Source organism: Streptomyces sp. NPDC031049, assembly GCF_055571015.1.
Map to the genome: position 1 here is coordinate 50449 of NZ_JBVIGC010000020.1, position 13376 is coordinate 63824.

General features: G+C 73.6%; 9 protein-coding genes. 7 read left to right on the forward strand and 2 right to left on the reverse strand.

Translation table 11 applies throughout. The features are described from left to right. The first annotated feature begins 130 nt into the window (after positions 1-130). The 6 genes from miaA (at position 131) to hflX (ending at position 8874) form a co-directional block, all read left to right on the forward strand. Positions 131-1069 (forward strand): tRNA (adenosine(37)-N6)-dimethylallyltransferase MiaA, encoded by a 939-nt coding sequence (gene miaA, locus ACZ45Q_RS28270; RefSeq protein ID WP_468266392.1) that lies wholly within the window; start codon positions 131-133, stop codon positions 1067-1069. 108 nt (positions 1070-1177) lie between these two features. Continuing rightward, positions 1178-1660, forward strand: coding sequence for a hypothetical protein (locus tag ACZ45Q_RS28275; RefSeq protein ID WP_468266530.1), 483 nt, complete (start codon positions 1178-1180; stop codon positions 1658-1660). Between the two features lie 84 nt (positions 1661-1744). Beyond that, positions 1745-2626 (forward strand): diaminopimelate epimerase, encoded by an 882-nt coding sequence (gene dapF, locus ACZ45Q_RS28280; RefSeq protein WP_468266394.1) that lies wholly within the window; start codon positions 1745-1747, stop codon positions 2624-2626. A gap of 264 nt (positions 2627-2890) precedes the next feature. Continuing rightward, positions 2891-5167, forward strand: a complete 2277-nt coding sequence (locus ACZ45Q_RS28285; RefSeq protein WP_468266396.1) for a RelA/SpoT family protein — start codon at positions 2891-2893, stop codon at positions 5165-5167. A gap of 239 nt (positions 5168-5406) precedes the next feature. Continuing rightward, positions 5407-7161 carry a M1 family metallopeptidase gene (locus ACZ45Q_RS28290; RefSeq protein WP_468266398.1) on the forward strand — a complete coding sequence of 585 codons (1755 nt, stop codon included), beginning with the start codon at positions 5407-5409 and terminating at the stop codon, positions 7159-7161. Between the two features lie 222 nt (positions 7162-7383). After that, positions 7384-8874, forward strand: a complete 1491-nt coding sequence (gene hflX / locus ACZ45Q_RS28295; RefSeq protein ID WP_468266400.1) for a GTPase HflX — start codon at positions 7384-7386, stop codon at positions 8872-8874. A 115-nt stretch (positions 8875-8989) separates the two neighbouring features. Here the strand turns inward: hflX and ACZ45Q_RS28300 are convergent, their stop codons facing one another. Next, positions 8990-10174, reverse strand: a complete 1185-nt coding sequence (locus ACZ45Q_RS28300; protein WP_468266402.1) for a trypsin-like serine peptidase — start codon at positions 10172-10174, stop codon at positions 8990-8992. Between the two features lie 44 nt (positions 10175-10218). Then, positions 10219-11445 carry a trypsin-like serine peptidase gene (locus ACZ45Q_RS28305; RefSeq protein ID WP_468266404.1) on the reverse strand — a complete coding sequence of 409 codons (1227 nt, stop codon included), beginning with the start codon at positions 11443-11445 and terminating at the stop codon, positions 10219-10221. A 480-nt stretch (positions 11446-11925) separates the two neighbouring features. Between ACZ45Q_RS28305 and ACZ45Q_RS28310 the strand changes: the two genes are divergently transcribed. Further along, on the forward strand, positions 11926-13329 hold the full coding sequence (locus ACZ45Q_RS28310) for an aminotransferase class III-fold pyridoxal phosphate-dependent enzyme (RefSeq protein ID WP_468266406.1): 1404 nt from the start codon (positions 11926-11928) through the stop codon (positions 13327-13329). Positions 13330-13376 lie beyond the last annotated feature (47 nt).

Below are 13376 nucleotides of genomic sequence, written 5' to 3' on the forward strand. Positions count from 1 at the left end.
CGTTTGCGCGACCCGGGCCGCCGCCCCCGTGATGCCGGGGCGGGAACCTCGCAACGGGGCAACGACCCGGCCCCCGCACCGTCACGTAACTCGTTCGAGGGCGTCCCGGGAGGTTTGCGAGACTGGGGCGGTGAGCAGCGCACCTCCCAGCCCCCGAGTCATCGCCGTCGTCGGTCCCACCGCGGCCGGAAAGTCCGATCTGGGGGTGTTTCTGGCCCAGCGGCTCGGCGGGGAGGTCGTCAACGCCGACTCCATGCAGCTCTACCGCGGGATGGACATCGGCACCGCCAAACTGACGCCCGAGGAGCGCGGCGGCGTACCGCACCACCTGCTCGACGTCTGGGACGTGACCGTCACGGCCTCCGTCGCCGAGTACCAGCGGCTGGCCCGCGCGCGGATCGACGCGCTGCTGGCCGCCGGGCGCTGGCCGGTCCTGGTGGGCGGCTCCGGCCTCTACGTCCGCGGGGCCGTGGACAACCTGGAGTTCCCCGGCACCGACCCGGAGGTCCGCGCCCGGCTGGAGGACGAGCTGACGCTGCGCGGCCCCGGCGCGCTGCACGCCCGGCTGGCCGCCGCCGACCCCGAGGCCGCGCGGGCCATCCTGCCCAGCAACGGCCGCCGGATCGTCCGCGCCCTGGAAGTGATCGAGATCACCGGCCGGCCGTTCACCGCCAACCTCCCCGGCCACGACTCCGTCTACGACACGGTCCAGATCGGCGTCGACGTCTCCCGCCCGGAGCTGGACGACCGCATCGCGCGCCGGGTCGACCGGATGTGGGAGGCGGGTCTGGTGGAGGAGGTGCGCGCCCTGGAGGCGCGCGGACTGCGCGAGGGGCGTACGGCTTCGCGCGCGCTGGGGTACCAGCAGGTACTGGCGGCGCTCGCCGGCGAGTGCACGCTCGAGGAAGCGCGGGACGCGACCGTGCGTGCCACCAAACGCTTCGCGCGCCGTCAGGACTCGTGGTTCAGGCGCGATCCCCGGGTGCACTGGTTGAGTGGGGCCGCGGCGGATCGCACGGAACTTCCGGGACGCGCTCTGTCGTTGGTCGAACGACCGGTTACAGCCTGATCACGTCATGGCATCGGGACGCTCCGGCCGTCATCGCGGCCTCCGGCGCCGTGCCATCATCGAGCTTCGATCGACCAAGTGGAGTCCAAGTTGGGAGGGCGCGTGGCGATGGAGGCCGGCCCTCGCGACACCGCACCGAGCACCGAGCACGTCACCGCCGAGCGCGGTGCGCCGGAGCCGGACGGTGACCGGCTGAGCCCGGACGGCCCCGACGGGCCCGGGCCGGAGGAGATGTACGCGGGCGGCGGCGAGGTCGACGAGGTCGAGCTGCGTCCGCAGCGCCGGCTGCGGCTGTGGCAGCTCGCGCCCATCGTGGGCCTGGCCGCGGTCGGCTCGCTGATGTTCGCCTTCCCGCTCGCCTTCGACTTCGGCGACAGCGGCGCCGTGATCGCGATGCTGGGCCTGCTGATCTGCTCGTGCGCCGCCGGCTGGGGCATGATGGCCGCTCGCCGCGTGGGCTACACCTGGCCGGGTCTGCCCCAGCGGGGCACCGGCCGCCGCCCCGACTGGCGTGTGATCGTCGCCTACGTGGTGATGGTCGCGGCCGTGGTGAGCCTCGCCGTCTGGCGAGTGGCCCGGCTGCGGGGCTGAGGCCCGCACCGGCGGTGCCGGGCCGTGGGCGCGCGCACCTCGTGCGATCACCGGGCTGTCGCACCCACCCCGTACGATCGAGGAATGAGCACGCGCGCGCGGATCGCCTTCCTCAAGGGCCACGGCACCGAGAACGACTTCGTGATCGTCCCGGACCCGGACAACGCCATCGACCTGCCCCCGGCCGCCGTCGCCGCCCTGTGCGACCGCCGCGCGGGCATCGGCGGCGACGGGCTGCTGCACGTCGTGCGGTCCGCCGCGCACCCCGAGGCCACGGGCATGGCGGCGGACGCGGAGTGGTTCATGGACTACCGCAACGCCGACGGCTCGATCGCGGAGATGTGCGGCAACGGCGTACGCGTCTTCGCCCGCTACCTCCGGCACGCGGGCCACGTCACCGAGGGCGATCTCGCGGTCGCCACCCGCGCGGGCGTGAAGACCGTGCACATCGCCAAGGACGGTGACGTCACCGTCGGCATGGGCCGGGCGCGCCTGCCCGAGGGCGAGGTCACGGTCAGCGTCGGCGACCGCACCTGGCCCGCGCGGAACGTGAACATGGGCAACCCGCACGCGGTCGCCTTCGTCGCCGACCTGACCCACGCGGGCGACCTGCTCTCCCCGCCGCCGTTCCGCCCGGCCGCCGCCTATCCGGACGGGGTGAACGTCGAGTTCGTCACCGACCGCGGCCCCCGGCACGTCGCGATGCGGGTGCACGAGCGCGGCTCCGGAGAGACCCGCTCCTGCGGCACGGGCGCGTGCGCCGTCGCCGTCGCCGCCGCCCGCAGGGACGGCGCCGACCCGGCCGTCACCGGCACCCCGGTGACGTACACCGTCGACGTACCCGGCGGCACACTGGTGATCACCGAGCGGCCCGACGGCGAGATCGAGATGACGGGCCCCGCGGTGATCGTCGCCGAGGGCGAGATCGACCCGGAGTGGCTGGAGGCGGCGGTGGGCCCCGCGTGACCGCACGGGCCGACGCACGGAGCAGCCCCGCCGCCACCGGGCGATCCCGCCGGCTGCGCGGCCATGACACATCGGTCCGAAACGTAAACCTCCGTTCCTTCGCTCGAATGGGTGATCCGTTTCACGCTCGGCGAGAGGCGGTCAGCCGCCCGTGTTGGGCTCGATAGCATCAAGCACCGGCCCGGACGGGGGACCGACGCCGTCCCCTGAGCCGTGTCCGCCCTGGGGCGCCCCGTCCGCCGGTCCACGCAGCCGGAGGTGCCCATGAACGCGGAGGCGACGAACCCTGCGAGCCCGGTCCCGGTGCCCCCCGGGGCCACCGCCGGCGCCGTCGCGCCCCCCGCGGCCCGCAGAAAGGCCCGCCCCCGGCTCGACCTGCGGCGACTGGGCCGCGCCGCGCTCCTCGGACCCGCCGCCCGCGACCGACTGCCCGACGCCATCGGCCATGTGGTCGACGCCCACCGCGCCCACCACCCCGACGCCGACCTCGACCCCCTGCGCCGCGCCTATCTGCTGGCCGAGTCCTCGCACCGCGGCCAGATGCGCAAGAGCGGCGAGCCGTACATCACCCACCCCCTCGCCGTCACCCTCATCCTCGCCGAACTCGGCGCCGAGACCACGACCTTGACCGCCTCGCTGCTCCACGACACCGTCGAGGACACCGAAGTGACGCTGGACCAGGTCCGCGACCAGTTCGGCGAGGAGGTCCGCTACCTCGTCGACGGCGTCACCAAACTGGAGAAGGTCGACTACGGCGCCGCCGCCGAGCCCGAGACCTTCCGCAAGATGCTGGTCGCCACCGGCAACGACGTCCGGGTGATGTCGATCAAACTCGCCGACCGGCTGCACAACATGCGCACCCTCGGCGTCATGCGCCGGGAGAAACAGGAGCGCATCGCCAAGGTCACCCGGGACGTGCTCATCCCGCTCGCCGAACGGCTCGGCGTCCAGGCGCTCAAGACCGAACTGGAGGACCTCGTCTTCGCGGTGCTGCACCCGGAGGAGTACGAGCGCACCCGGGAGCTGATCGCCGAGAACGCCGCCGCCCCCGCCGACCCGCTCGCCGAGACCGCCGACGCGGTGCGCCGGGTGCTGCGGGAGGCCGGCATCCCGGCGGACGTCCTCATCCGCCCCCGCCACTTCGTCTCCGTGCACCGGGTCGCCCGCAAACGCGGGGCGCTCCGCGGCGCCGACTTCGGCCGGCTCCTCGTACTGGTCAACGAGGACGCCGACTGCTACGGCGTCCTGGGCGAACTGCACACCTGCATGACGCCGGTCGTGTCGGAGTTCAAGGACTTCATCGCCGTACCCAAGTTCAACCTCTACCAGTCGCTGCACACGGCCGTCGCCCGCGAGGACGACGGCCAGGTCGTCGAGGTCCTCATCCGCACCCACCAGATGCACAAGGTCGCCGAGGCCGGCGTCGTCGCCCTCGGCAACCCCTACGCGCCGCCCTCGGAGGAGCAGGCCGCGCGCGAAGGGGAGCGCGCCGACCCCACACGCCCCGGCTGGCTCTCCCGCCTGCTCGACTGGCAGCGGGCGGCACCCGACTCCGACACCTTCTGGTCCACCCTGCGCGAGGACCTCGCCCAGGACCGCGAGATCACCGTCTTCCGACCCGACGGCGGCACGCTCAACCTCCCCGAGGGCGCGACCTGCGTGGACGCGGCCTACGCGCAGTACGGCGACGACGCCCACGCCTGCATCGGGGCGCGCGTCAACGGCCGTCTGGCGACGCTGAGCACGGTGCTGCGGGACGGCGACGCCGTGCAGCTCCTCATGGGGCAGGACCCGGCTTCCGAGCCGTCCCGGGAGTGGCTGGAGCACGCGCACACCCCCGGCGCGCGCATCGCCATTCAGCGCTGGCTCGCCGCGCACCCGGCGAGCGGCGGACGGACGGGGAGCGCGCCCACGGACCCGTCCGGGCCGGCGTCCGGGAACGCCGCCGCGGAGCGCGGCGCGGACGCGCCGCCCGCGCGCGCCGCCGACGAGGCGCCGGCCGGGCACAGCACTCCCGAGAGCGCCGCTGCCCGCTCCGCGGGGTCCGCCGCCCGTTCCGCCGGGCCGGATGTCCGCTCCGCCGGTCCCGACGTCCGGGTCGACCGGCCCGGCGCCACCGTACGACTCGCCGGGTGCTGCACCCCCGTCCCGCCGGACGGGATCACGGGCTTCGACGTGCGCGGGGGAGTGGTCACCGTGCACCGCGTGGAGTGCGCCGTGGTGGCGCGGATGAAGAGCGGGGGGCGCGCAGAGGTCGGCGTGAGCTGGGGGGAGGCCACGGAGTGCCGGGTCACCCTGCTCGCCGAGTCGTTCGTCCGGCCCCACCTTCTCGCCGACCTCACCGAGGCCATGGCGGTGGAGGGCGCCGAGATCGTCTCCGCGACCGTCGAGCCGCCGGACCGGCAGCGCGTCCGCCACACCTACACCGTCCAGCTCCCGGACGCCGCCCACCTGCCCGCCCTCATGCGCGCGATGCGTAACGTGGCAGGGGTGTACGACGTGAACCGCGCGCAGCCGCAGCCACACGCGCCGGGGGCGTGAACCCGCGCACGGCCGGGTCCGCCGGACGCGCCTGCGCCCTGCCGGCCCGGAGCCTCCGGCGGCCTGCGCTGGGCAGCCTGCTGACGAACCCCTCCTCCGTCCGGAGTCGTCGGCCGGGCACGCCCACAGGCCCACCGGCCCTCGTCCCCGCCCGGCGCGGCGCAGCGGCACGGAGCCGTTCGGGTGCGCCCGGCGCGCGTCGCCGCCGTCACGCACGCGTGCGCTGATAGCCGTGGGGCATGCTGCACACCCGCCACGGCACCTCGCACGGCACGCCCCAGGGCACCCCCCACGGTTCCCCTCACAGCGCGGCCGACGGCCCGCTCGGTCCCGCCCCGACCGCCACCCCTCCGGCCACCCGAGCTACCGGAGCCACCGGAGCAACCCCCACCCTTCCGGCCCCCCAAGCCACCGGAGCCACCCCCACCCCACCTGCTGCCCCGGCAGCCCCAGCCCCAGCCCCGGCGGCCCCGACGGCCCGGACGGTCCCCGCCCCCGCCTCCACCCCGCGCTCCGGGGCACGCGCCCGTCGCCGGCTGCGGGCCGCCGCGCTGCTCGCCTCGGCCGTCTCCGTCTGCCTGGTCGCCGCGAGCGCCCCGCCCGCCCCGCTCGGCGTCGGCGACCGCCTCTTCCCGCACCTGGGCAACCCCGGGTACGACGTGGCGGCGTACGACCTGTCCTTCACCTACTCAGGCGACAACAGCGCGCCGCTGAAGGCCGTCACCACCATCGACGCACGCTCCACGGCCGACCTGGACCGGATCAACCTCGACTTCGCCCACGGAGACGTCGAGTCCGTCGAGGTCGACGGCGAGCCCGCCGCCTTCACCGGCGCCGGCGAGGACCTGGTGATCACGCCCGAGGACCCGCTCGACGAGGGTGACCGGACGCGGATCACCGTGCGGCACACCAGCGACCCGGTGTCCCCGCCGGACCGCAAGGGCGGCTGGGTGCGCACCGCCGACGGCCTCGCCATGGCCAACCAGGCCGACGTCGCCCACCTGGTGTTCCCGTGCAACGACCACCCGTCCGACAAGGCGTTGTTCACCATCCGGGTCACCGCACCCGACGGCACCACCGCGGTCGCGAACGGCCTGCCCGCCGGAGTGGAGCGCGCCGACGGCGCGACCACCTGGACGTACCGCACCCGGCACCCCATGGCCACCGAACTCGCCCAGGTGTCCATCGGCCGTTCCACCGTCCTGCGCCGCACCGGGCCGCACGGACTGCCGGTGCGGGACGTCGTGCCGACGCGGTACCGGGAGGCACTGGAGCCGTGGCTGCGAAAGACACCGGACCAGATCACCTGGATGGAGAACAAGGTCGGGGCCTATCCCTTCGAGACCTACGGGGTGCTGGTGGCCGACGCCTCCACCGGCTTCGAGCTCGAGACCCAGACACTCTCCCTCTTCGAGCGGGAACTGTTCACCGAGCCCGCCTTCCCCCAGTGGTACGTGGAGTCGATCATGGTGCACGAGCTGGCGCACCAGTGGTTCGGCAACAGCGTCAGCCCGCGGACCTGGTCCGACCTGTGGCTCAACGAGGGCCACGCCACCTGGTACGAGGCGCTGTACGCCGAGGAGAAGGCCGGCAAACCGCTCACCGCGCGGATGAAGGCCGCCTACGGCGCATCCGACCGCTGGCGCGCGGCGGGCGGGCCACCGGCCGCTCCCAAGCCGCCCACCTCCGGCAGCAAGACCGGCATCTTCCGCTCCAACGTCTACGACGGCGCCGCCCTGGTGCTCTACGCGCTGCGCCAGGAGATCGGCGCCCCCGCGTTCGACCGCCTCGAACGCGCCTGGGTGACCCAGCACCGGGACGGCACGGCCACGACCGCCGACTTCGTCGCCCTCGCCTCCCGGACCGCCGGCCGGGACCTGGACGGCTTCTTCCAGGGCTGGCTGTACGGGGAGAAGACCCCGCCGATGCCCGGCCACCCCGACTGGAAGCCGGAGCCCGCCGCCCCCGCGACGGCCGGGCCGACCGCCGGATGACGGAGAACCGGCAGGTGAATAAGGCGGTGACGAGACGCCCCGTGTCGTGCGACCATCTTCGGGACGGCGCGGCACGGGACGAACGGGGTCGACGGGAATCTCCCGGGGCACCCGGGCGTTGTGACCAGTGACGGACCAGCTCCGGACCGGCCCCCTCGCCAGGTGGCCGCGCGCGGTCCCGCTCCGTCGCCGACACCGGTTTCCCAGCTACGTAAGGATCCAATGACCTCCTCTTCTTCCCCTTCCCAGGACACCAAGCGCCTCGCGCACACCTATCCCGAGGGTCTTCGGGCCGATGCCCTGATGGAAGAGGACGTCGCCTGGAGCCACGAGATCGACGGAGAGTGGGACGGCGACCAGTTCGACCGCTCCGAGCGCGCGGCCCTGCGCCGCGTGGCCGGCCTCTCCACCGAGCTCGAGGACGTCACCGAGGTCGAGTACCGCCAGCTGCGTCTGGAGCGGGTCGTCCTCGTCGGCGTCTGGACCTCGGGCACCGCGCGGGACGCGGAGAACTCCCTCGCCGAGCTGGCCGCCCTCGCGGAGACGGCGGGCGCCGTGGTGCTCGACGGCGTGATCCAGCGCCGTGACAAGCCCGACGCGGCCACCTACATCGGTTCCGGCAAGGCCGAGGAACTGCGCGACATCGTGTACGAAACGGGCGCGGACACCGTCATCTGCGACGGTGAGCTGAGCCCCGGCCAGCTGATCCAGCTGGAGGACGTCGTCAAGGTCAAGGTCATCGACCGGACCGCCCTGATCCTGGACATCTTCGCCCAGCACGCCAAGTCCCGAGAGGGCAAGGCGCAGGTGGCTCTCGCGCAGATGCAGTACATGCTGCCGAGGCTCCGCGGCTGGGGCCAGTCGCTGTCCCGGCAGATGGGCGGTGGCCGCGGCGGCCTGGCCACCCGTGGCCCCGGTGAGACCAAGATCGAGACGGACCGGCGCCGGATCCGCGAGAAGATGGCGAAGATGCGCCGGGAGATCGCGGAGATGAAGACCGGCCGCGAGGTCAAGCGCCAGGAACGCCGGCGCAACAAGGTGCCGTCCGTGGCCATCGCGGGCTACACCAACGCCGGCAAGTCCTCCCTGCTCAACCGCCTCACCGGCGCGGGCGTGCTCGTCGAGAACGCCCTGTTCGCGACCCTCGACCCGACCGTGCGCCGGGCCGAGACCCCGAGCGGGCGGCTGTACACGCTGGCCGACACGGTCGGCTTCGTCCGGCACCTGCCGCACCACCTGGTCGAGGCGTTCCGCTCCACGATGGAGGAGGTCGGCGACTCCGACCTGATCCTGCACGTGGTCGACGGTTCGCACCCGGACCCGGAGGAGCAGCTGGCCGCCGTACGCGAGGTGATCACGGACGTCGGCGCCACCGACGTGCCCGAGATCGTCGTGATCAACAAGGCCGACCTGGCCGATCCGCTGGTGCTCCAGCGGCTGCTGCGGGTCGAGAAGCACTCCATCGCGGTCTCCGCCCGCACGGGCGAGGGCATCGAGGAACTGCTCGGCCTGATCGACAGCGAGCTGCCCCGGCCGTCGGTCGAGATCGAGGCGCTCGTGCCGTACACCCGCGGCAAGCTGGTCGCCCGCGCGCACGACGAGGGCGAGGTGATCTCCGAGGAACACACCGCGGAGGGCACCCTGCTCAAGGTGCGGGTGCACGAGGAACTGGCGGCGGAGCTGACGCCGTACGCCCCGGCACCGCTCGCCTGACCCGGCCCCCCCCGCGCGGCGCGGGGGACCCGTCCGAGCCCCCGCCCGTGAGGAACAGCAACGACCGAGGGCCCGCCCCCTTCCGCGAAGGGGGCGGGCCCTCACCACGCACGCGTCACTGCCCGCCGTAGGTCTTGCTCATGTTCTGGTACATCGCCTCGGCGTCGGGGCCCAGCTGCGGCCCGGCCAGCCAGGTGTTGTCGAGCGGGCCGATCGAGGTGTTCGACACCAGCTTGGTCTCGCCGTCCACCACCCGGAACCAGCCGCCCCCGGAGGAACCGCCGGTCATCGTGCAGCCGATGCGGTACATCGTCGGCAGCGAGGGGCTGAGCGAGAACCGGCCCGGACGGTCCAGGCACTTGAACATCTTCAGCCCGTTGTACGGCGCGGCCGCCGGGTAGCCCCAGGCGCCCATGCTGGCGACCTCGGTCGCGGACGGGGCGGAGAAGTCCACCTCCAGCGCGGCGCCGACCGTCTCCTCCAGCGACTTGCTGCCCTGCTCCGGCTTGACGTGCAGCACGGCGTAGTCGTGCGCCGCGCCGTCGCCGCCGCTCTCCGACCCGCCCTGGATCCACTGGTTCGCGGTGGCCGCCCAGTCCGCCCACCAGGTGCCGTACGGCGCCATCTCGGTCGTGGTCGCGTCGGCCAGCTGCGCCTCGGACTTGCCGAGGTCGTTGTACGCCGGCACGAACGCGATGTTGCGGTACCAGCCGCCGTTGCCGCCGGCGTGCACACAGTGGCCGGCCGTCCACACGAGGTTGGACTTGCCCGGGTGGTTCACGTCCTTGATGACGGTGCCCGAGCAGACCATCGAGCCCTCGGGGGAGTCGAAGAAGACCTTGCCGACCGGTGCCGCGTTCTTGTGGTACGGCGTCTTCTCGGCGACGGCGTCGACGGGCGCCGGCGCCGGGTCGCTGACGCCCTGCCCGGCCGTGGCGTCCTTGGTCGAGATGGTCTTGTCGGCCTCCTCGGCGGACTTCATCCGCTCCGGCTTCCACAGGCCCTCGATCACCGGATTGACGAAGTCCTTGGCCTCACTGAGCCACGTGTCCTTGTCCCAGTCCTTCCAGCCGCCCTCCTTCCACCGGTCCACGTCGATCCCGTGCTCCTTGAGCCGGTCCGCGAGGTCGGCCGGCAGCCGGGCCTCGCCGCCGCCGGTACCGTCGTCGGCCGCCTGGGAGGTGGTGGCGCCGGGCTTGTCACCGGCGTTGTTCTCGGCGGAGCCGCCACAGGCGGTCGCCGTGAGCGCCACGGCCGTGACCAGGCCGGCGGCGGCGAGCAGTGCGCGTGTGGAACGCATGGTGCGATGACCCCCGTTGGTTGCTGAATGTGTTTTCCGAGCGGTCACTGACCGGCGAACTTCCCGCTCACCGCGTCGAACACGCCCTTGGCCTCCTCGCCCAGCCGCGGACCGGCCAGCCAGCCGGCCGTCACCGGGCCGATGGAGGTGTTGGAGACGAGCGTCGGCTCACCGTCGGGTCCGTCGGTGATCCAGCCGCCGCCGGAGGAACCGCCCGTCATGGTGCAGCCGATGCGGTACATCGTCGGGTCCGACCCCCGGAGCGACAGCCGGCCCGGCTTGTCCTCGCACCGGTACAGCTTCTGCCCGTCGTACGGCGGGGCCGCCGGGTAGCCGATCGCCGTCATGCCGTCGATCTGCGGCACGGCCGGGGCGCCGAAGTCCACCTCGACCGCCGAACCGACCGTCTCCTCCAGCGACTTTCCGCCGCTGCCCTCCTCCGGCGTCACGTGGATGACGGCGAAGTCGTAGGCGGCGCCGTCGCCACCCGTCGCACCGCCCTGCTCGATCCACTGGTCGGAGGTCTGCGCCCAGTCACCCCACCAGACGCCGTACGGAGCGACCTCCTCCTTGGTGGCGTTCTGGAGATCCTCGTTCGACATGCCCGCGTCGTTGTACGACGGGACGAACGCGATGTTGCGGTACCAGCCGCCCTCCTTGCCGGCGTGCACACAGTGCCCCGCGGTCCACACCAGGTTGGACTTGCCGGGGTTGGCCGGGTCCTTCACGACCGTCGCCGAGCAGACCATCGAACCCTTGGGGGAGTCGAAGAGCAGCTTGCCGGCCGTGGCGGCGTTGTCGTGGTACTTGGGCGGTACCGCCTGCGCCTGCACCGGCTTCGGCTCCGGGTCGGTGACGCCCTGGTCACCGGAGATGTCGCCCTCGTCGACCTCCTGCTCGGGCTCCTCCGCGTCCCGCATGCGGTCCGGGTCCCACAGGCCCTCGATGATCGGGTTGACGTAGTCCTGCGCCTCGCGCAGCCAGTCCTCCCGGTCCCAGTTCTTCCAGGCGCCGTCCCGCCACTTGTCGACGTCGATCCCGTGTTCCTTGAGCTTGTCCTTGAGGTGGTCCGGGATCCTGATCTCGCCGTTGCCGCCGTCGGCCGCCGTCGCGGAGGCGGAGGCCTCCCCTCCCGCCTCGGCGTCACCCGACTCGCAGGCCGTCGCGGTGAGCACGAGCGCGGACACGAGGGCGACGGCGGCAGGCACGGGGGAGGTACGCCGCCCGCCCCCTCGCCGGCGAGCGGTGGACGACGGCCGTATGGATCGCATGGTGTTACTCCCCCTGCTGTGAACGTACTTGGCGCCGACGCCGCACGACCCGGCCGACTCCACCGAGCCGGCCGCGCCGCACGGCGCCCTGGAACGGCACCACACACTATGCGGTCCCTGTGGGGGAGTTCAGACGGAACGGCAACGGTTCGGCTACAAGCCTGCTGACCTGCGAATCCTCCGGGGTTCGACCGATTGGCGGCTTCTCGTGCCCGATGCTGTGCGGTCCACGTGCCGCCCGCACGGCCGCGGGCGGCCACATCATCGGTGCCGGGCGCGCGCCGAAGGATCTTCGGCGGAAGCCGTAACCGGGTGCGGGGTCCGCGGTTGTAGCGGTGGGGACCGGCCGCCCGGGCGCGGGTCCCGGGCCGGCGGCGACGACGTAGCGACTCGCCACTGGAAAGCAGGAGGTCAGGAAGCCGTGGCGGGATGCGCGTACGGGGGTCGGCGGTCGGAGGGGCGGGGGACGGGGGAGGCGGCATGGCGGGTACGGCGGTGAAGGACACCGGCGTCGCGGGCGTGTCGCGGGAGGGCGGACCGAAGCGTTCGTCGGCGCGCGAGCCGTCGGCGCGCGCCCACGCACGCTCCCTGCCGATCGTGCCGGTCCGGGCGCGCGGTCTCACCATCGAGGGCGCGGACGGCCGCCGGTACCTCGACTGTCTCTCGGGCGCCGGGACACTGGCCCTGGGACACCATCACCCCGTCGTGCTGGAGTCGATCCGCAAGGTCCTCGACTCCGGGACCCCCTTGCAGGTCCTCGGGCCGGCGACGCCCGTGGAGGACGCCTTCGTCGCCGAGCTGACGCGCAGTCTGCCGCCCGCTCTGGCGAGGCACGCGCGCGTACGGTTCTGCGGACCGTCCCGGACGGACGCGCTGGACGCCGCCGTCCGTCTCGTCCGGGCCGCGACCGGACGGAGCGAGGTCACGGGGAACGAGCCGGGCGCCGAGCCGCCCGCCGGAGTGATCGTCGAGCCGTTGCCCGACGGCGGGGCGTCGCCCGCGTCCCACGCCCGGCTGCGCCGCATCCGCCGGCTCACGGCGAGCCGGTCCGTCCCCCTCGTCGTCGACGAGTCCGCGACGGGTGTCGGCCGCACCGGCGCGTTCTGGGCCGTGGAGCACAGCGGCATCACCCCCGACGCGATGATCCTGGCCGAGGCGATCGGCGGCGGGCTGCCGTTGGCCGTCGTGGTCCACCATGCCGACCTCGACTCCGGCGCACCCGGCGTCCACACCAGCGCCGTCCGGGGCAACCAGCTCGCCATGGCCGCGGGCACGGCGACCCTCGCCCACATCCGCGAGAACCGGCTCGTCGAGCACGCGGCGGCACTGGGCTCCCGGATGCTGGCCCGACTGCGGGAACTGGTCGAGCGGCACCCTCACTGCGTCGGGGAGGTCCGGGGGCAGGGGCTGTCGATCGGCCTGGAGATGGTGGACCCGGCGGAGCGCTCGGCGGGAGAGCGGTGGGCCGTGCAGCGCCTGGCCGGGCAGCGGCCGGAAAGTCAGTCCCCGGCAGAGGCGGGTCCGCAGGGGCATGCCGCCGACGCCGGCCACCGTCGGCGCCCGCGCGAACTCGCCGCCGCCGTCCGCCGAGAGTGCCTGCGACGGGGTCTCATCGTGGACGTCGGCGGTCACCACGGGAACGTCGTACGGCTGCTTCCGCCGCTGACCATCAGCGAGGAACAGGTGGCGGCGGTTCTCGACCGACTCGCCGACGCGGTGGGGGCGGTGGCCCGTACGGCAGCGGTGGCCCGTACGGCACACGACGGGCGGCGGTCGGCACTCGACGGGGAGCGGGCGAGGCCCGGCGGGGGGCTATCGGCGCCCGATGGGGAGCGGCCGGCGCCCGATGGGGAGCGGCCGGCGCCCGATGGGGAGTGGCCGTGAGCATGGCGACCGCGCCGACGGAGCCGGGCGTGCCCACGGAGCCGGGC

Excerpts from the sequence above, each read along its gene's own strand:
- ACZ45Q_RS28275 (WP_468266530.1), top strand. The coding sequence starts at position 1,178 with ATGGAGGCCGGCCCTCGCGACACCGCACCGAGCACCGAGCACGTCACC.
- dapF (WP_468266394.1), top strand. The coding sequence starts at position 1,745 with ATGAGCACGCGCGCGCGGATCGCCTTCCTCAAGGGCCACGGCACCGAG.
- ACZ45Q_RS28285 (WP_468266396.1), top strand. The coding sequence starts at position 2,891 with ATGAACGCGGAGGCGACGAACCCTGCGAGCCCGGTCCCGGTGCCCCCC.
- ACZ45Q_RS28290 (WP_468266398.1), top strand. The coding sequence starts at position 5,407 with ATGCTGCACACCCGCCACGGCACCTCGCACGGCACGCCCCAGGGCACC.
- hflX (WP_468266400.1), top strand. The coding sequence starts at position 7,384 with ATGACCTCCTCTTCTTCCCCTTCCCAGGACACCAAGCGCCTCGCGCAC.
- ACZ45Q_RS28300 (WP_468266402.1), bottom strand. The coding sequence starts at position 10,174 with ATGCGTTCCACACGCGCACTGCTCGCCGCCGCCGGCCTGGTCACGGCC.
- ACZ45Q_RS28305 (WP_468266404.1), bottom strand. The coding sequence starts at position 11,445 with ATGCGATCCATACGGCCGTCGTCCACCGCTCGCCGGCGAGGGGGCGGG.
- ACZ45Q_RS28310 (WP_468266406.1), top strand. The coding sequence starts at position 11,926 with ATGGCGGGTACGGCGGTGAAGGACACCGGCGTCGCGGGCGTGTCGCGG.